The 21,472-nt window shown below is 57.9% G+C and carries 19 protein-coding genes and 1 tRNA gene; 8 read left to right on the plus strand and 12 right to left on the minus strand.

All coding sequences use genetic code 11. The features are described 5' to 3' along the window. Window positions 1-105 precede the first annotated feature (105 nt). From HK20_RS10500 to HK20_RS10540, 9 genes are all read right to left on the minus strand, one after another. On the minus strand, window positions 106-378 hold the full coding sequence (locus HK20_RS10500; protein WP_086647015.1) for a hypothetical protein: 273 nt from the start codon (window positions 376-378) through the stop codon (window positions 106-108). 71 nt (window positions 379-449) lie between these two features. After that, the gene (locus HK20_RS10505) at window positions 450-2,579 is read right to left on the minus strand and encodes a glycosyltransferase (RefSeq protein ID WP_158093060.1); all 2,130 of its coding nucleotides are present in this window, start codon (window positions 2,577-2,579) and stop codon (window positions 450-452) included. 166 nt (window positions 2,580-2,745) lie between these two features. Continuing rightward, window positions 2,746-4,299 carry a glycosyltransferase gene (locus HK20_RS10510; protein WP_158093061.1) on the minus strand — a complete coding sequence of 518 codons (1,554 nt, stop codon included), beginning with the start codon at window positions 4,297-4,299 and terminating at the stop codon, window positions 2,746-2,748. 277 nt (window positions 4,300-4,576) lie between these two features. After that, window positions 4,577-5,296: a glycosyltransferase family 25 protein gene (locus HK20_RS10515; RefSeq protein ID WP_086647018.1), complete on the minus strand. Its 720-nt coding sequence runs from the start codon at window positions 5,294-5,296 to the stop codon at window positions 4,577-4,579. Window positions 5,297-5,410: 114 nt separating this feature from the next. Next, window positions 5,411-6,580, minus strand: coding sequence for a UDP-galactopyranose mutase (gene glf, locus HK20_RS10520; protein WP_086647019.1), 1,170 nt, complete (start codon window positions 6,578-6,580; stop codon window positions 5,411-5,413). Between the two features lie 159 nt (window positions 6,581-6,739). Next, window positions 6,740-7,336: a membrane integrity-associated transporter subunit PqiC gene (locus HK20_RS10525; RefSeq protein WP_086647020.1), complete on the minus strand. Its 597-nt coding sequence runs from the start codon at window positions 7,334-7,336 to the stop codon at window positions 6,740-6,742. Beyond that, the gene (locus tag HK20_RS10530) at window positions 7,333-8,289 is read right to left on the minus strand and encodes an MlaD family protein (RefSeq protein WP_086647021.1); all 957 of its coding nucleotides are present in this window, start codon (window positions 8,287-8,289) and stop codon (window positions 7,333-7,335) included. Before HK20_RS10530 ends, HK20_RS10525 begins: the two co-directional genes overlap by 4 nt. After that, a complete protein-coding gene (locus HK20_RS10535) occupies window positions 8,282-9,076 on the minus strand; it encodes an ABC transporter ATP-binding protein (protein ID WP_086647022.1) in 795 nt (264 codons plus the stop codon). The genes HK20_RS10530 and HK20_RS10535 overlap by 8 nt, the downstream gene beginning before the upstream one ends. Window positions 9,077-9,079: 3 nt before the next feature. Next, window positions 9,080-10,252, minus strand: a complete 1,173-nt coding sequence (locus HK20_RS10540) for an ABC transporter permease (protein ID WP_086647023.1) — start codon at window positions 10,250-10,252, stop codon at window positions 9,080-9,082. Between the two features lie 288 nt (window positions 10,253-10,540). Between HK20_RS10540 and truB the strand changes: the two genes are divergently transcribed. The 4 genes from truB to HK20_RS10565 all read left to right on the plus strand — a co-directional run bounded on the left by truB (window position 10,541) and on the right by HK20_RS10565 (window position 15,707). Further along, window positions 10,541-11,455 carry a tRNA pseudouridine(55) synthase TruB gene (gene truB / locus HK20_RS10545; protein WP_086647024.1) on the plus strand — a complete coding sequence of 305 codons (915 nt, stop codon included), beginning with the start codon at window positions 10,541-10,543 and terminating at the stop codon, window positions 11,453-11,455. A 23-nt stretch (window positions 11,456-11,478) separates the two neighbouring features. Next, a complete protein-coding gene (rpsO, locus tag HK20_RS10550) occupies window positions 11,479-11,748 on the plus strand; it encodes a 30S ribosomal protein S15 (RefSeq protein WP_086647025.1) in 270 nt (89 codons plus the stop codon). 302 nt (window positions 11,749-12,050) lie between these two features. After that, the gene (gene pnp, locus HK20_RS10560) at window positions 12,051-14,201 is read left to right on the plus strand and encodes a polyribonucleotide nucleotidyltransferase (RefSeq protein ID WP_086647027.1); all 2,151 of its coding nucleotides are present in this window, start codon (window positions 12,051-12,053) and stop codon (window positions 14,199-14,201) included. Between the two features lie 87 nt (window positions 14,202-14,288). Further along, complete coding sequence (locus HK20_RS10565) at window positions 14,289-15,707, plus strand: nitronate monooxygenase family protein (RefSeq protein WP_086647028.1); 1,419 nt, start codon at window positions 14,289-14,291, stop codon at window positions 15,705-15,707. A gap of 123 nt (window positions 15,708-15,830) precedes the next feature. Here HK20_RS10565 and HK20_RS10570 read toward each other — a convergent pair whose 3' ends face one another. After that, window positions 15,831-16,028 carry a YqaE/Pmp3 family membrane protein gene (locus HK20_RS10570; RefSeq protein ID WP_086647029.1) on the minus strand — a complete coding sequence of 66 codons (198 nt, stop codon included), beginning with the start codon at window positions 16,026-16,028 and terminating at the stop codon, window positions 15,831-15,833. 234 nt (window positions 16,029-16,262) lie between these two features. On the opposite strand from HK20_RS10570, the gene gyrA reads away from it, so the two are divergent. From gyrA to HK20_RS10590, 4 genes are all read left to right on the plus strand, one after another. Beyond that, window positions 16,263-19,067 (plus strand): DNA gyrase subunit A, encoded by a 2,805-nt coding sequence (gene gyrA / locus HK20_RS10575; protein ID WP_086647030.1) that lies wholly within the window; start codon window positions 16,263-16,265, stop codon window positions 19,065-19,067. Continuing rightward, entirely contained in the window at window positions 19,064-19,591 is a 528-nt protein-coding gene (gene coaD, locus HK20_RS10580; RefSeq protein ID WP_086647031.1) for a pantetheine-phosphate adenylyltransferase, read from the plus strand. Before gyrA ends, coaD begins: the two co-directional genes overlap by 4 nt. A gap of 43 nt (window positions 19,592-19,634) precedes the next feature. Beyond that, entirely contained in the window at window positions 19,635-20,126 is a 492-nt protein-coding gene (locus HK20_RS10585; protein WP_086639914.1) for a peptidylprolyl isomerase, read from the plus strand. A gap of 202 nt (window positions 20,127-20,328) precedes the next feature. After that, window positions 20,329-20,404 (plus strand) — tRNA-Lys (locus HK20_RS10590). A gap of 73 nt (window positions 20,405-20,477) precedes the next feature. Here HK20_RS10590 and HK20_RS10595 read toward each other — a convergent pair. Together HK20_RS10595 and HK20_RS13375 are read right to left on the minus strand one after the other, a co-directional pair. Beyond that, window positions 20,478-20,861 (minus strand): hypothetical protein, encoded by a 384-nt coding sequence (locus HK20_RS10595; RefSeq protein ID WP_086647032.1) that lies wholly within the window; start codon window positions 20,859-20,861, stop codon window positions 20,478-20,480. Beyond that, the gene (locus HK20_RS13375) at window positions 20,836-21,063 is read right to left on the minus strand and encodes an RNase A-like domain-containing protein (RefSeq protein WP_369823057.1); all 228 of its coding nucleotides are present in this window, start codon (window positions 21,061-21,063) and stop codon (window positions 20,836-20,838) included. Before HK20_RS13375 ends, HK20_RS10595 begins: the two co-directional genes overlap by 26 nt. Window positions 21,064-21,472: the final 409 nt, after the last annotated feature.

Genomic DNA, 21,472 nt, shown 5'->3' on the forward strand with positions numbered 1-21,472 from the left:
GACCAGAAGGCTGGATTATACTCAGCATTGCTGCCCAAGCCAATCATTGGATGTAAGGGGGCCGGTGGTGGCGCAGGAAGGCTGTGGCGCGTGCCCGGTTGTGACTTACCGGGCTTTGAGCATGGCAACCGTGCGGGCCAGATCATCCCGTTCTTTTTGCAGGTCCAGATAGCCTTTGCGGAAGGCATCAATCTTGCCATGAATGGCGTTAACCTGCTCCTGCAGGGCGGCATGGGCCTGCTCGGTTGCGCGCAGTTTCTGCAAGGCCAGAAGGTGCTGCTTCTGCAGCTCTGCAAAATTGTTTTTCAGTCTTTTTTCATTGTACAAAAGGAACTCTACGGAGTGTTCTTGCTTGGCGTCCTGCGTGTTGGCTGTCATGGCTCTGTTGCCTCTGTCTGGTAAAGTTTGCTGGTTTTAAAAAGAAGTTCGGATGGGGCGGGCTGCAGGTATCAACCCTGTGGGCTTTCCCCGAAAAGGGCTTCGATATTTCTGGTGTATTGTTCCGGCCCGTGCTGGCGTTCCAGCTTGTTCAGGGCGTTCAGCGCCAGTTGTACGCGCTGCTCGGGGTTGCGCAGCAGCTCATTCAGGGCATGGGCGTAGGCGGTTATCAGGTCTTCATCTGTCAGAGTTGTGGAGGGGATGAGTTTGCCGGTGACGTCGTTTTCAATCACTTCATCAATCCCGCCCACGGCAGGCGCAACAATGGGCAGCCCTACAGACATGGCCTCCAGCAGCACGTTGGGGAGGCCGTCAAAACCGCTGGTGTAAAGGAAGCACGCATACCCCTGAGACGCGACCTTGATAAAGTCGGAGAAGGGGCCTTTGTAACTGATATTGGGGAGTGCCTCGAACACCTGCGTGTCAAAATGCCCCAGAACGTTAATGCCGTACACATCAATCTGGGCCTGTGGGTAGAGTGCGTGCAGGAGTTTGGAAATAGGCACCAGCAGTTCCGGCTTTTTTTCCGCATCCAGCCGGCTGGCCCACAGGATGCGGGTCTGGGGCTGGCTGTTGCTGGCCTGTATGGCCTGAGGGGATGTATGGCTGGGCTGGCGTGCGTAAAGCAGCTTCCACTTCTGGTGCTTTGTGCCAACGTAGTAAAAATCGTTGTTAATGATGTTTTTGTTGTCAGAGAGCAGGAAGTCCACATCATCCAGAAGGGGCACTGCCGTGGTAAAGAAGTTCCTGTAGATGGGGAAATAGTCGGAGCCTGATTTTTCATCAGAAAATCTGTAGAATATTTTTTTGTTGTTTTTAAAAATCTTAAGGAACATCTGCGTAAAGCCATAAGAAAATGGGCTTGGCTTGATGTGAATACGCGCCCCGTCTGCGCAGTTCTGGATCAGTTTGAGCACAATCAGGTTGCGTTCATGCCCGTTCAGGTTCGGGGCCAGTGCGGGCATGTCCACAATGGTTATATGCTTGGGCAGGCGTTCCAGGTCTGTCAGCGTGGATGGTTTTTCGCCTGTAATAATCAGGGTTCTGGTCTGGGGGTTCAGGGCCTCCAGCGTTTTGATGATTTCAAAAATATACTTTTCCGCACCACCAACAGACAGGAAGGGCAGAAGCAGGACATCTGTAAATGTCCTGTCCTGAATAATTTCACACGCCTCGTAATATGCAACGCCTATGGCGGGGTTCATGGCATCCAGAGAGGAAATAAAGGCGTTGTCTGTTAGCACATAGGGGTCAATCAACGGCTCTATTTTATTGGCGGCACAAAGCAGACCCCAGAAGACCGGGTCGCTCAAGGCCCCAATCCGCTTGAAGCCAAAGGTTTTCAGCAACTCCTTGCCCTGTGTTTTCCACAGCGGATATTTGTCTTTGCTGACACGCAGAAAATTGGGGGGCTCAAACAGGATGCACGGTGCAATCTGCCCCGGTGAACTGCTTGCCGCCTGAACGGAAAGGCTGCTGGCCCGCCGCCTGTAAAAAAAGATGGTGTCCGGGGTCGGGCGGATTGTGCAGCCCAGCGCCAGCGCTGTGGCATTGAAGTGCCAGTCCTCATACGCCAGACCGGAGGAGAGGGAATGGTCCACAAACTGCACGTTATCATACAGACTGCGCTGGAACATGATGCAGGACAGGTAAGGGTGTGTGCCAACAAATGGTAAGGGGGAGGTGGCGTCACTGTCCGGGTATTCGATAATGTGGTTCTGAGTGCCAAACGAGAACAGATACTGGCAGACCCTGACAGCCAATTTTCCGCCCTGCATCACATCGGCATAAAGGGCCGCCAGCGCATTGAAGGAAATCAGGTCGTCCGCATCATGTAGCAGCACGCAGGTGCCGCTGGCGGCTTCAATGCCCGAATTGCGCGACAGGCCGAGCGAGCGGTGCGTAACATGCAGGCATGTTACGGGGCACAGGTCGTGCAGGCTGTTGTTATGGAAAACGGTTTCGGTTTCTTTGTCGCTGGAATCAAAAACGGCAATCAGCTCGCAGCTCAGGCCGGAGAGCTGTGCGTGACGCACGCAGCTTTCGAGGTTAATAAGCGTGCGTGCGAGAAAATTGGCTTCTTTATGGATATTGAGAACGATAGAAATATCCGGTTTGGAAATATTTTTTTCCTGAATCATGCTCACCATTCCCAATGACCCCATTTAGTATGGGGGTTTTATAATACATTCGGGAAGTCCAGAATATAAAAATATCAAGGGAATATGTGTGTATTGCCGCGCATGTGGCGGGCCGTTACGGGATAAGACTGTAACGTACTTATCCCGTTTTGTGTTGTGGCCCTGTTTATGCTTTTTGCAGGAGGTTCAGAACATTAATTCCGGGCTGGAAAATGGTCTGGAAGCCGTTTTCCACATAAATGGATTTGGCATACTCCATCAGCACATCCTTCCGGTAGGCGGAAACATCGTTCCCGAACTGCAGGAGAAAATACTGGTCGTTAAGCGTGGCAACCAGTTCCTGTATGTTGCCCGGTTCCATGCATTGAATTTCAAAATGCATGACCATGGGGCGGCAGTTATGGGCAAAAATGTCGTCAATAATAATTTTATCCATTCCCTCGGCATCAATAATGAGCACATCAGGGGGAACCGCATTGGAGATAGCCAGAAGCTCATCAAAGCCGACAACCTCAACTTCAATTTTTTCAATGCATGTATGGATTTTTCTGGTCGTCTGTTCGTCCGTTCCGCCCAGTCCACCAATGGCATTCTTGTCATTGTAAACGGAGGAGATGCCAAGAACCCAGCCCGGCAGACCTGCTTCCTTGACCTTTTGCGGGTTTATGGCGTTCAGGGTGAGTTTTTGCTTGTCCAGACTATAGGCGCGCTGGATGATATTGGTGTTTGTATTGTTTTTGTAATTTTCGGCCAGAAACGCAAACATATAGGGGTTGGGCTCCAGAAGGAGCGCATGCGGGTTGGCGTTGATCATGACATTGCGGATCGGGTCCACCAGAACGCCATCTGCCGCACCAATCTGCCAGATTACCTTGTCGGGGTGGTTTTTGAAAATCCAGTGTAGAACTTTAGAGATTTCAAAAAGTTTTGCGTCACTGTCATTGAAGTGAACATTCTGTTCAATGGCCATGACAGATGTCAGGGTCTGTTCCCTGTGCCTGTGAATGCCATGAATGATGTTCTTCAGCTCATCAATGCCGTCCAGCATGTCTGCCAGTTTACGGGCTTCTTCAACATCCCCGGATTTGATGAGGGCGATTATTCTTTCCTTTTTTACCTCGGGGGAGAGCCATCCCCCGCCCCACACATGAATACCATAGGTAGAATCAAGGTTTTTGGCAAAAATGGAGGAAAATGGCTGATTGTACTGGTAGGGGTAAAATGCAGCGGTTGGCAGGCGCTTGTGGGGGTGTTTTTTCAGATAACGACCGAACAGGTGCGGGCCTGTTGTAATGTTGGGTTTTGTTTCGTCTATATCAGTGTGAATAATATGCTGGATCAGGTCATGGAAAAGGGCATGGCCGGGAGGGGCCGCAATAAAACCGATGGAGCAGTATTCTTCAGAACCATCTTCATTACAGATGGTAAGCTGCTTTGTTATGTCTTCAAGATCCATATGGTTATAGGGCATCATGTCGCAGTCGATATAGATGCCGCCGTGCTGGTAAAGGATCTCGTACCGTGCAAGGTCCGCCCGGGATACGGGGCTGGAAAAGCTTTTCAGTTTTTCATGGGAAATGGTGAGTTTTTCCAGATCCTTGTCGGTCCATGTAATAAACTCGCATGACGGATGCTGGCGCTGCCATGCCTGCCAGAAGGCTTCATACGCATGGGGGATTTTCTTGTCCCCGAACCATATTCTATGAAATTTTTGTTTCATGTATATCATCCTGTCTATACTATTTTCATTCTTATATACGCAAAATCACGGCTTGAAAATTTTTTACAATGGTTAACTATAAAAAATAAAACTACAAAATATACGTTTAAAAATAAATATCAGGGTATTTGTCTGTATTTATGCAGGCACAAAAACGCGCAAACCCCCGCCAGAACAGGGCAATACAGATTGTTCTACAAAGGCAGTGTTGCCAATGTGCGCGCCGTGTATTGCATGCCCTGTTCTGGGCTGGCTGGCCCGGATGTTGGGGAGCGTTTTACTTGTTCAGGCTCTGGGCTACATCGTTATCTGTCAGGCAAAGCGGGGGCAGGGTGGTGTAGGCCTTGAGGTCCCGGTAATGGATGTTCATCAGGTGATCAACGGATGTGCTGGTCAGCAGGCGGCCAAGCCCGACATAAGGCACCTCGACCGATTTGAACGGCAGGCAGCGCTCAAGCAGGCGGGTGGCCCCACGGGGGGATATGGCATAGCCGCATATGCCAAAGGTCTGTGTCAGCCTGAACGGGCTGGAGGAGACATCCATGTTCAGGAAGTCGGGAATACCCTGCCGCACGGTGTCCTGATTAAAAATGGCAACGCACTGCGTAATGCCGGGCAGGAGTTCAAACTCCAGAATACTGTCGTAGTTGTTGCCCCACAGGATAATGTCCCAGTCATGGGGCAGGGTCGCAATAATCCGGTCGCTTTCGCTTTCAAAGTTGTGGCACAGAAAAGCGTCATCTTCAAAAATATGCGCAGGCTGACCACTCTGCGCCACCTTGGCCCAGAGTTTGACATGCGTCAGCCCCGACCCGATGGCCCCAGCTGTAAAGCCACAGTTCGGCTCCATCAGCCCTTTGCTGATAATGGTGTCCCGGTCCAGCGTCTTGCCGTCCATGCCGGGCATCCATTCTAGGTCCTTGATGTGGGCATTGGCTTTTAAAAACCGCTCCGTCCGCTGTGGAGTTCTTTCGAGGCTGATGAAATACTTGTGCATCTGTGGTCCTGAGCAAAGGCCATAAAACAAAGCGGGCATGGCGCGGTTAATGCCCGCATTCTGCCAGCATAGCCTGTAATTGCAACCCGGTTTGGGCTGTGGCCCTGCCCCTGTTCAGGGCTGGGGGGCAAAAAAGGCGGGCAGGGCCTGCGCGCCATTACTGGCAAGGGTGCTTTCAATCTGCTCGCAGGCCAGAAGGGCCTCGTGGATGGTGACGTCCATATCCAGATAGCGGTAGGTGCCCAGCCGCCCGAGGAAGGAAACACCCGTGCTGGCGCGGGCAAGCTCCTCATACTTTTGCAGCAGGGGCTGCTCGCCGGTCAGGCGTATGGGGTAGTAGGGGGTGTCGGCTGCCTGTGCGGCTCTGCTGTATTCGCGGAAGCAGACGCTCTGCTCAAACTGTGCCTGTTCCCATGGGGCAAAATGCTTGTGCTCGGCAATGCGGGTGTAGGGCACGTCCGCATCGCAATAGTTCATGACCGCCGTGCCCTGATAATCAGGTTCGGGGCTGACAAAGCGCTCAAAATCCAGCGTCCTGTATTCCAGCCGCCCAAGGCGGAAGCCAAAGTAGCGGTCCAGCGGGCCGGTGTAGAACACGTGGTCAAAGGTTTCGGGCATATCCTCGAATGCAGCACCCAGACGGATGTCTATGCGCTGTGCAAACTCGGCCAGAATGTTGCGCACAATGGCCGTGTACCCGGCTTCTGGCATGCCCTGATAAGGGTGGTTGAAGTAGTTGTCGTCGTAATTGAAGCGCAGCGGCAGGCGTTTGAGAATGGAGGCAGGCAGGGCATCTGGCTCGCAGCCCCACTGCTTGCGGGTATAGCCTTCAAAAAAAGTCTCATACAGCTCCGGGCCGACCATGCTTAAGGCCTGCTCACGGAAGGTGCGGGGGTTGGTTATGGAGCGGTCTGCCTTGCTGGCAATAAAGGCGCGAGCCTGTGCGGGGCCAAATGTGGTTCGGAACATCTGGTTGATGGTTGCAAGGTTGATGGGCAGGCTGAACACCTGCCCCCGAGCTATGGCCCGGACCCGGTTGATATAGGGGCGGAACTGGCCAAAGCGCTGCACATAGGCCCATACGCGCTCGTTGGCTGTATGGAAAATATGGGGACCATAACGGTGGACCATAATGCCGGTCTGCCCGTCACGCTCGGTGTGGCAGTTGCCACCCAGATGCGTGCGCTCGTCCACCACCACCACCCTGTGGCCCAGACTGGCAAGGTGCCGGGCAACCACGGCGCCGCTAAACCCGGCCCCAACCACGCAGAATGTCCTAGCCACCTTGGTCTGTTCCCCTCAAGCCCGTCTGGATCAATGCGGTGGCACTTTACCGCCCTTTTGGCCCGGTGCCACGGTGCCGGTGCAAAAAACGGTAAAAAGTAACCTGCCTGCCCCATTTGGTGTGGGGCAGGGCGGGGTAAGGTTTAAGGCGTGCGGGCCTTAGTGCGCGGGGGGAATGGTCGCGTTAACCCGCTCGGCCAGCCGGATAACCAGCCCACGCATAAGGGAGGCGACCTCGGCCGCGGAGCCAACATCCCCTGTGGCAACAAGGTGGGTGCGCTCGCGCGTGAGCGGCAGGTTGGGGTCACGCGGTAGCACGGCCCATGTGGCATCCAGCGTGGCCACGCCGTTTGTGTCCACATCAAAGCGCGAAATATCAATCTGCACGCGCATGGTGGCTACATCGGCCAGCGGCTGGTCGGTAATCAGTTCGGATGGGCGTTTGTTGGACAGCACATTGGTCAGCAGGTCGGTCACGCCAAGGGACAGGCGCGTGGCCCAGCGCGCACGCGCACTGCGCAGGATTTCCTCGCCCTGACGGGTAATGATGTCCTGCGAGTCCAGATAATCGGGCAGGATCACGCGGCTGATGGCAATGGTGGCCGCGCGGGAGGAAAGGTGCGGCTCGCCTATATTGGTGTCCGATGGCACGCCCAGCGTGTACAGCCGCAGCGGGGGAGACGCGCAGCCAGCAAGGGACAGGAGCGAGCAGCAGGCCATAACGGCAAGCAGCGTACGGCGTGGCGCGGGGGTCATGGGCGGCGTCCCATCAGCAGGAGTTGCGGGTTGCGTTCAATATCGGACGAGAAGCCGCGCAAGGATGCGGCAGAGGCAGCAATATCGCGCAGGGCCGCGTCCAGGTTGGCGCGGTCGATCGAGCGGGGGGAGAGTATATCCTGCAATGAGCCCAGCGTTTTGGTGGCAGAGGCCAGTGTGGCGTGCAGGTCCGCCCCGCGGGCGTTAAGCTGGGTGTTCCCCGTTTCCATCAGCTGGTCCATTTTGCTCAGGGTCACGTCCAGCTTGGCTTGCAGGTTTTTTATGGCCTCGGTCGTGGTTTTCAGCGTCTCGTGCGAGAGGTCTGTGGTCTGTTTGGCGCTCAGCAGCAGGGGGGGCAGGTCACGGTTCAGGCTGTCGCTCAGCTGGGTGACGGAGAGCAGGGCGGCATCCGCATGGTGGCTGATTTCCTTTATGGGAATCTGGCCCAGCGAATCCTTCAGCTTTTCCACGGCCGACATGCGGACGGGAATTTCGGGCAGGCTGGTAATGCGCGGGTGCAGCACGGGCGGCACCGAGCGGTCAAAGTCCAGTTCGATGTTGGATTGCCCGGTGACAAAGCTGAGCAGGTTCAGCTCCGCACGCAGGCCAATGCCGATAAGCTCCTGAATGCTTACCTTGTCCCCGCCGGGTACGTCCTTGACCACGTGAATCTGGTCTGGCTCCAGCGTCAGCACCACGGGAATGTAGGCTTTGTGGTCGGCCGGGTCAAATCGCAGGGTAATGCTTTTGACCGTGCCAACCTTGACCCCACGGAAGTTGACCGGCGCGCCAACGGACAGCCCGGTAATGGAGTTCTGGAACACCACCGCCGCCTCGCGCGAGGGGGAGAGGAAGCTCATATGCCCAAAGGCCATGACAATGAACAGGGCCAGAAAGCCGCCCAACAGCACGAAGGCCCCGATAACGGTTTTGCGGTTTGTGCTCTCAGACATGCTGGTTAGCCTTTGTCTCATCAGTCGGGGGGATGGTGGAGGAGCGGTTCATGAATGCCATGACTTCGGGAATGGTGCTGTGGTCGCGCAGGTCCCGCGGGGAGCCGTGGGCTATGGGCCGGTGGGTGCGCGCGTCCAGAAAAATGCCATCATCGGCAATGGCAAACAGGCTGGGCAGTTCGTGGCTGACAATTACAATGGTTGCGCCCAGCCCGTCGCGCAGGGTCAGGATCAGGTCATCCAGTCGGGCGGAGGTAATGGGGTCCAGCCCTGCGGAGGGTTCATCAAAAAACAGAATATCGGGGTCCAGCGCTATGGCGCGTGCAAGGCCTGCGCGTTTGCGCATGCCGCCCGAAATCTCGGACGGGAACAGGTCTATCGCCTGTTCCATGCCCACAAGCCCGAGCTTGAGCTCCACCAGCTTGCGCACCACATCGGGCGGCTGGGCGGTAAACATTTCCATAGGTAGGGCCACGTTCTCGCCCACGGTCATGGAGCTCCACAGCGCACCGGACTGGAACAGAACGCCAAAGCGGTGGTTGATCTGGGTCCGGCGGTGTTCGTCCTGTGCCCAGTAATCCTCCCCACCGACCAGAATCCGCCCGGTGGTGGGGGGGAGCAGCCCGATCAGGCTTTTGAGCAGGGTGCTCTTGCCGCAGCCCGAGCCCCCCATCACGGCAAAAATGGAACCACGCTTGAGGTCGAACGAGACGTTCTGCTGGATAATCTTGGGGCCAAAGGACAGTTCCACGTCCCGCACGGAAATAAGGGTATCGCTCTCGGCCATTGCTCAGATTCCCAGCGCGTTGGCCATAACGGCAAACACCGCATCCATTGCGATAATGCCGACAATGCCAATAACCACCGCGCGGGTGGCGGCAATGCCAACATCGGCAGCACTGCGCCCCGCCTTAAGCCCTACGCGGCAGGCGGCAAGGGCAATAAAGCTGCCAAAGAAAAAGGCCTTGATAAACCCGAACACGAACTCCTTGAGTTCGACCCCGTTCACGGTGGAAATCCAGTACCCTACGGGGGAGACATCCATCATGCTCATGCTCACCACAAACCCGCCCAGGATGCCAATGAGCGTGCCGTACAGGTAGAGCAGGGGCATCATGAGCGAGAGGGAGAGAATGGCGGGGAGCAGGATATAGCCCGAAATGGGAATGCCAAAGACCTGCAGGGCGTCAATTTCCTCATTGCCCAGCATGGTGGCAATGCGGGCCGCATATGCCCCACCCGTGCGCCCGGCCATGATAATGGCGGTCATGATAGCCGAAATCTCACGCGCGCAGGCAATGCCCACAAGGTTGGTGACATAAATCTCGGCGGCAAAGCGGCGCAGTTCCACCAGCCCCACAAAGGCCAGAATGGCCCCGATAAGGAAGTTGACCACACCTACAATCAGCAGCGCATTGGGGCCTGCGTTCCACAGGTCCGTAATCAGGTCCTTGGTGCGCATGCGGCTTTTGCCGTGCAGGGCGTGCATGGCCCCGCGTGTGGTGTCCAGCGCAAGGGAGGCAACAACCCCGGTCTCGTTCAGGGTGCCAAGGGTCAGGTCGCCGGTTTTTTCCAGCAGGTTCTGTTTGTGGCTGTCGTGGCGCGCAGGGGGCGCGGGGTTGGGGGGCAGCAGGGCCAGCAGGCGCTGGGCGGGGGCGGGCAGGCCGTCCTGCTCAAACGCCAGCCCGGCACTGGCCGCCGCCTGCTTGGCTTCCCACAGGAAGGAAATAAAGGACGAATCCCACGCCGTAATGCCCGCCGTATCCATGCTCAGGCTGGTGGTCCCGGGTGGAGGGGGCGGAATATCCTCCGCCGTAAAGGGCAGGACCCCGCCATTGGGCACAGTCCACGCGCCCCGCACACTCAGGCAGGGGCCGTGCGGCCCGGTCTGCAAGGACCAGGCGGGCCGCGCGGCAGGCTCTGCCGTGGCGGTGGGGGGGGAGGGATCTGTTTGCTGGGTCATTGTTTGTGACAACATTAAGACAGGCCATGCCGGGCTGGCTAGTCCCGACATGGTGAGTGCTGGCCCGCATGGTACGCGGTCTGGGCGGGGTGTGCCATCTTGGTCTTGAGTTTGCTAATAATTTCCATGGTCAGGCATTTTCGTCAGCCCAGCATTGCACGGGCGCATTGCAGGGGGGCGCATGCTCGGCTAGATGCAGCCCTTGGTGTGCGCCGGGTGGGTCCGGGGCGGTAACCGGGAGCTGTGCAGGCCAGTGTGGCGCGCGCTCCCCCGCATACGGGAGTTGATATGCGACGCAGACGCGGGCGGCCACTTAACGGCTGGCTTATAGTGGACAAGCCCTCGGGCATGACCTCCACACAGGTAGTGGGGCGGGCCAAACGGCTGTTCGATGCGCAAAAGGTGGGCCATGGTGGCACGCTGGACCCGCTGGCAACCGGGCTTCTGCCGCTGGCTTTTGGCACGGCCACCAAAACCGTGCCTTATGTTATGGACGGCACCAAGGTTTACCAGTTTACCCTGCGTATGGGCGAAGCGCGCGATAGTGATGATGCCGATGGCGCAGTAACCGCCACATCGGATGTGCGCCCTACGGATGAGCAGCTCCGCGCGGCATTGCCTGCGCTTACGGGCAACATCATGCAGGTGCCCCCGGTGTATTCCGCCCTCAAGGTGGCGGGCGAGCGGGCGTATGACATGGCGCGTGATGGCCGCCCGCCAGACCTGCCCCCCCGCCCCGCCCGTGTGGACCGTTTTGAGCTGATCGCCCGCCCCGATGCGGATACGGCGGTGTTCGAAGTCGAATCCGGCAAGGGCGTGTACATGCGCGCACTGGCACGTGATGTGGCGTTGGCATGTGGCACGGTTGGCCATATTGCGGTGCTGCGCCGCCTGCGCGTGGGGCCTTTTACCGAGGCCGATGCAATTATGCTGGACAAACTCACGCCAAACGACGACAACGCCCATGCTTCTGCGGAACTGCTTCTTCCGGTCGAGACCGCGCTGGCCGACATCCCGGCGCTGGCCCTGACTGAGGAGGAATCTGTTCTTCTGCGCCACGGGCGGGCTCTGAGCCTTCTGGATCTGATGGGACGTATCCCCCAGACCGATGCCTCGGGGACCGTGCGTGTCATGGACGCAGGGCGTGTGCTTGGCCTTGGCCGCCTGGAAGATGGGCAGCTCAAGCCAGTACGCATTCTATGACATTTTTCTGATGGAGACATGTGATGTCGATTACCGCTGAACGCCGCACCGAGGTTATTGCTGAATACCAGACCGCCCAGGGCGATACGGGTTCCCCCGAAGTGCAGGTTGCAATCCTGACCGAGCGCATCAACAACCTGACCGACCACCTCAAGACCCACGCGAAGGACTTCCACTCCCGCCGTGGTCTGCTGATTATGGTTGGCCGTCGTCGCAGCCTGCTGGACTACCTGCGTGGTAAGAGCCAGAGCCGCTACGAAGCGCTGATCGCGCGTCTGGGTCTGCGCCGCTAATTTCCGGTTTTTGCCCGCCAGTCCGGCATTCTGCCGGGCCGGAGGGCAGGCCGGATGGTCTGTGGGGGTTTTTGTGCTGGTCATATGGCCGCCAAACCCCCATATACCGTTGTACGCCACAGGCTTTGGCACGCGGGCTTTGACGTTCCGGGTAAGGCCACGGCGTTTCCGACCACATGGCGCCTGGGCGGTGCTGCCGCCAGTCTCCATGCCGTCCGAGGCGCTGTCCGCCATTCGGTTCTGTCCCGCTGTTTGCCGTGGTTTTGAATAAAAACTGTGTCAACAGAAGATGAGAAGACAGAATGTTTAACTACTTCCGCAAAGAAATTGAGTGGGCTGGCCGTCCGCTGGTGCTTGAAACCGGCAAGGTTGCCCGTCAGGCCGACGGTGCGGTGCTGGTCACGTACGGCGAAACCGTGGTCCTGTGTACCGCTGTTGGTGCGCGTGACGTCAAGCCGGGGCAGGACTTCTTCCCCCTGACCGTCAACTATCAGGAAAAAGCCTACGCAGCAGGCAAGATCCCCGGCGGGTTCTTCAAGCGTGAAGGCCGTCCTTCCGAAAACGAAACTCTGGTCTCCCGCCTGATCGACCGCCCCATTCGCCCGCTCTTCCCCGAAGGGTTCCGTAATGAGGTGCAGGTCATCGCCACGGTGCTGACCCACGACATGGAAAACGACCCGAGCATTCCCGCCCTGATCGGCTGCTCGGCTGCCCTGACCCTGTCTGGCATTCCCTTCTTCGGCCCCGTGGGCGCTGCCCGCGTTGGCTTTGCTGATGGCGCGTTCATCCTCAACCCCACGCTGGAACAGCTCAAGGAAACCGACCTTGATCTGGTCGTGGCTGGCACCGCCGAAGGCGTGCTGATGGTGGAATCCGAAGCATCCGAACTGTCCGAAGGCGTGATGCTCGATGCCGTGACCTTTGGCCACACCGCCTTCCAGCCCGTGCTGGACGCCATTATTGCGCTGGCCGAACACGCCGCCAAGGAACCTTGGGACCTGCCGAGCGAAAGCAAGGAAGAAGCCGCCCTGCGCAAGCAGGTGGACAAGCTGGGCCGCAAACTGATTGCCGATGCGTACAAGGAAAAGCAGAAGCAGACCCGCTACGAAAAGCTCAAGGCTGCGCGTGACGCCATTGTGGAAAAACTGACAGCCGCCGAGCTGGACGTGTCCGCTGCCAAGCCCATGATCAAGGACCTTGAAGCTGACGTGGTCCGCACCTCGGTTCTCAAGACCAGCAAGCGTATTGACGGGCGTGACCTTGTAACCGTGCGCCCGATTGTACCCGAAGTGGGCGTGCTGCCCCGCGTGCATGGGTCCGCCCTGTTCACCCGTGGTGAAACGCAGGCCCTGGTTGTGACCACGCTGGGCACTGGCCAGGACGAACAGGTGATTGATGCGCTCGAAGGCGAATACCGCACCAACTTCCTGCTGCACTACAACTTCCCTCCCTACTCCGTAGGTGAGTGCGGCCGCGTAGGCTCCCCCGGCCGGCGTGAAATCGGGCATGGCAAGCTGGCATGGCGCGCCCTGCACCCGCTGATGCCCAACCGCAAGGAATTCCCCTACACGGTGCGTGTTGTTTCCGAAATTACGGAAAGCAATGGCTCCTCCTCCATGGCGACCGTTTGCGGTAGCTCGCTGGCCCTTATGGATGCCGGTGTGCCCCTCAAGCGCCCTGTGGCCGGTATTGCCATGGGTCTGATCAAGGAAGGCGACAAGTTTGCCGTCCTGTCCGACATTCTGGGTGATGAAGATCATCTGGGTGACATGGACTTCAAGGTTGCCGGGACCGAAGAAGGCGTGACCGCGCTGCAGATGGACATCAAGATTACGTCCATCACGCCCGAAATCATGAAGATCGCTCTGGGTCAGGCGCGCGATGGCCGCCTGCACATTCTGGGCGAAATGAGCAAGGCGCTGACCGAAAACCGCACGACCGTTGCCACCACGGCGCCGCGCATCACCACCATGAAGGTGCCGCGCGAAAAAATCCGTGATGTCATTGGTTCGGGTGGCAAGGTTATCCGCGAAATCGTGGAATACTCGGGTGCGAAGGTGGATATTGGGGACGATGGCACAATCACCATTGCCGCCACCGCCGAAGACCAGACCAAAAAGGCGCTCGAACGCATTAACGGCATTGTGGCCGAGCCCGAACTGGGCCGCATTTACGATGGTAAGGTTGTAAAGACCGCCGACTTTGGCGCGTTCGTCAACTTCCTTGGTGCGCGTGACGGGCTGGTTCATATTTCCGAACTGGCGCAGGGTCGCGTGGGCCGCACCACCGATGTGGTCAAGGACGGTGATGCCGTTAAGGTCAAGGTCATTGGTTTTGACGATCGCGGCAAGGTCAAGCTGTCCATGCGCGTTGTTGATCAGGCCACAGGTGCCGACATTACGGAAACCGTGGGCGAAAAACCTGCCCGCGCACCGCGCCGGGATGCCGAATAAGGCATTTCCCCTGCGGAAGGGGGGCTTCCTCCCCCCTTCCGCGTCGCGGACCAGATACGGGTATCTTAGAGAAACGACAGGATAGTCATGAAGGCGATTAACACGCTTCGCATGGGGGGGACGGATGTTCTGCCGCTGGTAGAAGGCGGTAAGGGCGTTTCTGTTTCCACAGGTGCATCGGCCGGGGCATGGGCTGCTGCGGGGGGTGCGGGTACGATCTCCATCGTCAATGCGGATAGCTATGACGAGCAGGGTCACCCGGTGCCGCAGATTTACCATGGCCGCACCCGCCGGGAACGGCATGAGGAGCTTGTGGATTACGCCATTCGTGGTGGTATTGCGCAGGCGCGCATTGCGCACGAGGTTTCTGGTGGCAAGGGGCGCATCCACGCCAATATCCTGTGGGAAATGGCTGCCTCCGAACGGGTGATTACCGGCGTGCTCGAAGGGGCCAAGGGTATGATCCACGGCCTGACCTGCGGTGCGGGCATGCCCTACCGTCTGGCCGACATTGCCGCCCAGTTCGGGGTGCATTACTACCCTATCGTTTCTTCCGCCCGGGCCTTTAATGCGTTGTGGAAGCGTTCGTACAGCAAGGCATCCGACCTGCTGGGCGGCGTTGTGTACGAAGACCCGTGGCGTGCAGGCGGGCATAATGGCCTGTCCAACACCGAAAACCCCTTTGCTCCGGAAGACCCTTACCCGCGCGTGCTGGCCCTGCGGCAGGCCATGCGCGGCTTTGGGCTGGACAATACCCCCATTATCATGGCCGGTGGCGTCTGGTGGCTGGAAGAATGGCAGGACTGGATTGACAGTGAAGAGCTGGGGCCGATCGCCTTCCAGTTTGGCACACGCCCGCTGCTGACCACCGAAAGCCCGATCCCCGATGCGTGGAAGCGCCGGTTGCTGACCCTGAAAAAAGGCGATGTGTACCTCAACCGCTTCTCCCCCACGGGGTTCTATTCCTCCGCTGTGAACAACGGCTTCCTGCATGAACTGCGCCAGCGCGCCGAACATCAGGTTCCGTTTGCAACAGAAGCCACGGAAGAGCTGACAGCACCTTACGGTGTTGGCCCCCGCAAGCGCGAAGTGTTCCTTAAGCCCGAAGACGTGGCGCGCGTGCAGCAGTGGGAAAGCGAAGGCTTTGTTGAGGCCCTGCGCACCCCCGATTCCACGCTCATTTTTGTCACCCCCGACCGGGCGCGCATGATTGTGGCGGACCAGACGGACTGCATGGGCTGCCTTTCGGAGTGCAAGTTCTCTAACTGGAGCCAGCGTGGCCCTAGCTACAGCAACGGCCACCGGGCGGACCCGCGCTCCTTCTGCATCCAGAAAACGCTTCAGGCCGCAGCCCATGCCTCTGGCCCAGATGCGGACAAGGTGATGGATGAAAACCTGATGTTTGGCGGCACCAACGCGTGGCGCTTTGGCACGGACCCGTTCTATGCCAACGGGTTTGTGCCCACGACCAAGCAGCTGGTCGAGCGGATCATGACTGGTAAATAACATGCCCCAGCCCGGTGCGTGCCCAGATGGGTCCGCACTCGGCGCGGGTATAAAAAAGGCGGCCCTGCCTTGCGGGGGCCGCCTTTTTTGTTGCGCGCAGGGCGTGCTGCCCCGCTGCCAGCCCTAGCTGCGGGAGGCGCGGCTCATGCGGGCAATCTTCTGGTCCGTTGTGTACTGGCTCAGGGCGTAAACCGACCAGATGGTGGCCGGAATCCAGCCGATAAGCGTAATCTGCAACACAAGGCAGGTAATCCCCGCAAAGGGGCGGCCAATGGTAAAAAACTGCAACCACGGCACAAGCAGGGCAAGGATAAGGCGCATCAGTCGTAAACTCCCAAGTTATGGGCCATGATGGGCATAGCTGGCCGTCCGGGGCAAGATAATCAGCACCATCTGTGGGTTTTATACCTGCCCAAACCCCTGCCGGCGCTAGGAGTTTGCGGGGTTTGGTGCTAGAAAATACACCGCACCGCGGCAACCGGTGTTCAGGTGGATTTGGCGGGGCGTGCGGGCACTAGCCCGGACAGCCGCGCAGCATGACAGAACGGATGAACCTTGACCGAGATTTCTGACCAGACCGGATCACCGCAGCCTTCAGACCTTCTGCCCGTGACCATTGAGGAGGAGATGCGCTCCTCCTACCTTGCGTATGCGATGTCGGTCATTGTCAGCCGTGCGTTGCCTGATGTGCGAGATGGTCTCAAGCCCGTGCACCGGCGTATTCTTTACGCCATGCACGAGAGCGGCTTTACGCACGACAAGCCTTACCGCAAGTCCGCCCGTGCAGTGGGTGAGGTCATGGGTAAATATCACCCCCATGGCGACAGCTCCATTTACGAAGCCATGGTGCGTATGGCGCAGTCCTGGTCCATGCGCGTCAAGCTGATTGACGGGCAGGGTAACTTTGGCTCGGTGGATGGGGACAGCCCCGCCGCCATGCGTTATACCGAGGCGCGTCTGGCCCGCTCCTCCACCTTTCTGCTCGGTGATATTGACCGCGATACGGTCGATTTTCAGCCCAACTATGATGAAAGCGAAAACGAACCCACGGTTCTGCCCGCCGCTTTCCCCAACCTGCTGATCAATGGCGCCACCGGCATTGCCGTGGGTATGGCCACCAACATTCCCACCCATAATCCGGGGGAAGTGGTGGATGCCACACTGGCCCTGATCGCCCGACCGGACATGACGCTCGAAGAGCTGATGGAAATTGTGCCCGGCCCGGATTTTCCCACCGGTGGCACCATTCTGGGGCGTTCTGGTATTCGCAGCGCCTATGCTACGGGGCGTGGCTCCGTAATTATTCGCGCCAAGGCCGATATTGAGGAAATCCGCAAGGACCGCAAAGCCATTGTGGTGAGCGAGATCCCCTATCAGGTCAACAAAGCCACCTTGCAGGAGCGCATTGCCGATCTGGTCCGCTCCAAGCAGGTGGAAGGCATTGCCGATATCCGCGACGAGTCCGACCGTTCGGGCATGCGCGTGGTGATTGAAATCAAGCGTGATGCCACGCCCGAAGTGGTGCTGAACCAGCTTTACCGCTTTACCCAGCTCCAGACCTCCTTTGGCGTGAACATGCTGGCCCTTGATGGCGGCAAACCCCGCCTGATGGGCCTGAAGGATGTGCTGGAGGCCTTTATTGCCTTCCGCGAGGAAGTAATCCTGCGCCGCTCGCGCCATGACCTGAACAAGGCGCGCGACCGGGCCCATATTCTGGTCGGGCTGGTTATTGCGGTTGCCAATATTGATGCCGTTATTGCCCTTATCCGCGCAGCGCCAGATGCCGCCACCGCGCGGGAATCGCTTATGGCAGCGCAGTGGAATGCTGCGGATGTGGAACCCCTGCTGGCCCTGATCCACGATGAAGGCAACGTGGTGGTGGATGGCAAGGTCCGCCTGACCGAAGCACAGGCACGCGGGATTCTGGAACTGCGCCTGCAACGCCTGACCGGGCTTGAGCGCGACAAAATCCAGAACGAACTGTCCGAAGTGGCGGTGCGGATTAACGAACTGCTCGAAATTATCAGCAGCCGCCCCCGACGCATGGAAGTGCTGTGCGAGGAACTGGCCCGTGCCCGTGCCGAACTGGTAACCCCGCGCGTAACCGACATTACCGATTATGACGGGGATCAGGATGATGAAAGCCTGATCGAACCCGGCCAGATGGTTGTGACCATCACGCGGGAAGGCTTTATCAAACGCACACCGCTGGATGTGTTCCGCGCGCAAAACCGTGGTGGCCGTGGCCGCACCGGGGCAGGCACACGCGGGGATGATATTGTGGTGCGCTCCTTTAACGCGCACACGCACCAGTGGGTTATGTTCTTCTCCTCCGGTGGCAAGGTGTACCGCCAGAAGGTGTGGCGTCTGCCAGAGGCAGGCCCCGCCGCCAAGGGCCGCGCGCTGGTTAACCTGCTGCCTGACCTTGGAACAGACACCATTACCGCCGTGCTGCCCCTGCCGCAGGACGAGGAACTGTGGGAAAGCCTGCATCTTGTCTTTGCCACCGCCAGCGGGGGTGTACGCCGTAACCGGTTGAGCGACTTCCGCAATATTCGTGTTTCGGGCATGATCGCCATGAAGCTCGATGACGGTGATAGCCTGATCGGCGTTGCCACCTGCCGCGATGGGCAGGACGTGTTCCTTGCCACCCGCAAGGCACGCTGCATCCGCTTCCAGATAACGGATGACACGGTGCGTGTGTTTGCCGGGCGCGGGTCGTCGGGTGTGCGCGGGATCCGTCTGGCCGAGGGCGACCGGGTGATCAGCCTTGCCGTGCTCAACCATGTTGAGGCCACGGTGGAGGAACGCGCAGCCTACCTGCGCATGGCCAACGCCAAACGCCGGGCCGAAAACGCAGCCGACACCGAGGATGATACCGACGTATCCGTGGTGGATGGGGATGAGGATGAAGGTGCAACCGGCACCGAAGCCCTGACCCCCGAACGCTTCGCCCAGCTTGAAGCGGCAGAAGAAGTGCTGCTGATTGTGAGCGATGGCGGGTTTGGCCGCCGCTCCTCCGCCTATGATTACCGCGTAAGCGGGCGTGGCGGGCAGGGCATTACCAACATGACCTTCTCTGCCAACAAGCGCGGGACGGAGGTTTCGGCCACCCTGCCGGTGCTGCCGGGTACGGATGTCATGCTCGTGACCGATGCTGGCCGCCTGATCCGTGTGCCGGTTGACCAGGTGCGTATTATGGCCCGTCAGGCTAGCGGGGTGACCCTGCTGCGCCTGAATGATGCAGAACGCATTACCAGTGTGTTCCCGGTCATGGATGATGGTGAGGACGAAGCAGGCGAGGCGGAAGATGCCGCTCCCCAGCCGTCCGCGGATGATGGTGCCGGTCCCGCAGCATGACCAGCCCTGCTGCCGCACCCAAACGTGTCGGGCTGTACGCTGGCACGTTTGACCCGGTAACAGTCGGCCATCTGGACGTGATCGAGCGGGCAAGCAGGCTGGTGGACCGGCTGATTATCGGGGTTGCCCGCAACCCCGGCAAAAGCCCGCTTATGCCGCTTGAAGAGCGGATCGAATGTGTGAGCGAGGCCCTGCCTGCCATCAAGGCGCGTACAGGGGGGGAGATGACGGTTGTCTCCTTCCACTCGCTTCTGGTGGAGGCGGTGCGGGCCAATGGAGCTACGCTTATCTTCCGTGGCCTGCGCGTTCTGTCCGACTTTGATTACGAAGTGCAGATGACGGGCGTAAACCGGCGGCTGGATAGCGGGATAGAAACCGTATTCCTTATGGCGTCGGAGCGCACGCAGTTTATTTCCTCCCGTATGGTGAAGGAAATTGCCAGCTATAACGGCGATATTTCGGAGTTTGTAACACCCTATACCCAGGCGCGCCTGCTGGCCCGTCTGGCTGAACGCACGGGCTGAACCGCGCGTTTGGGCGGGTGTTGCCTTAACAGGAGAGTTTCTGATGTCCACAGAAGATAAAAAAGACCTGATTTACATGGATGTGCCCGCAGGCCGCGTGGTTATCCGCCTGCGCCCCGACCTTGCCCCCAAGGCCGCCGAACGCCTGCGCACGCTGGCCGAACAGGGTTTTTATGACAACGTGGCATTCCACCGCGTTATCCCCGGCTTTATGGCTCAGGGTGGTGACCCCACGGGTACGGGCATGCACGGTTCCGACCTGCCGGACCTGCCCGCCGAATTTACCAACAAGGCCAAGTTTGAGCGTGGCACCATTGGCATGGCGCGTACCTCTGACCCGAACAGCGCGAACAGCCAGTTCTTTATCATGTTCGAACCCTCCCCCCATCTGGATGGCCAGTACACCATTGTGGGTGAAGTGGTTGAAGGCATGGAGAACGTGGACAAGATCAAACGTGGCTCCGGCATGTCCGGCGTGGTGAACGAGCCCGACCGGATTGCCAAAATGGTTCCGGCGGACAAGGCAGAGGCCTGATCCCACGCAAACGGCCCGCCCTAACCCGGCGGGCCGTTTTTGTATGGGCCTTAACGGGCTATGGCCGCGTATGTGCCCCAACGGGCATGATGTGGCACAAAGAGGCGGAAAAATGCCTTTGTGTGCTTGACGCAGGGGGTTAATCCGGTTAGGAACAGCCCCATCACGCACGGTCCATGACCGCCCGCGTGGTTCCATGTGTGAGCCGGTAGCTCAGCTGGTAGAGCATTCGACTTTTAATCGAATGGTCGAGGGTTCGAGTCCCTCCCGGCTCACCATTTCTCCCCAAAAAGCGCTAAAGACTGCTAACCCACTCAGGGTTATAAAACCATGCTGGGGGATGACCCGCCTTTATATACTCGGGTCAATCTCTTTTCCTGCCTGCACCTCGGGGTCATTTTCAAAAACGTGGAGGACGGCAGACCAGAACGCCCGCAGGGTTGGAAAACTACCCCAATTCGGTGGTTCTTCAACCTCTTCAGTGAGACTTATGCGGATCAAGGCAAAGCTTGCATGGTTGAGTTCCGCCTCATTGCAAGCCAGTAAAGTCTTTAGTTCGTTGACTGTTTGCTGTTTGAACAGCAGGTCATGACCTTGTGGTGCATTTTCAATAGCCTCTGCCAAGGTATCGCTAAAAATATTAGCATCCTCGCCAAACGAGCCCGTACCCAGATCGGTCAGGCGCGGGAATAAGTCAATAATATCAAATTTATTCAAGTCTAGCAGTTTGGACATAGTAAACTAACCCATTATGTTCTTTTTTGGTAATTGTAATGCGAATATACCGTACAGTATTACGCTGACGATTAGCTTTTTCAATGACAACAGTTTCCCTTTCAGAGATATTTTGGTCTAATAGCATTTCCGCTCCATCTTTGGCATTCTTGAGCCAGGCATCAATATTGGATGCGTTATTTTTAAGTGTTTTGTGAATAATACGGTCTACTTATGACTGTGTAGTAAATAATAAATCTTATGGCAGTTTTTACTTTATAAACTGATGCTTAATATATTCGTCGCTGAGAGCGATGTGTTTTCGTAGTATGTGGCCACCTACCTTGAGATTATGCGGTCGTGTTTCATTACGGTCGCCATCAAAGCTTTTCTGCCAGTGATGTGAGATGAGATTCTGGTTGGCGTCTGATCTGGCAGGCTGAGACGCGTAAGATGAAGGGCGGTGGAAGTGTTCCCAAGTGATGTCAGCATGCCTGAAGGTCAGTCGGTTACGCATCTGTTAATGCCACGCGAATGACCCGCCTTTACATATCTGGGTTAATCTCTTTTCCCGCCTGTACCTCGGGGTCATTTTCAAAACTGTGGAGGGTGGCAGACCAGAACGCCCGCAA

The sequence above is a fragment of the Acetobacter sp. DsW_54 genome, assembly GCF_002153575.1.
GTDB lineage: Bacteria > Pseudomonadota > Alphaproteobacteria > Acetobacterales > Acetobacteraceae > Acetobacter > Acetobacter fabarum.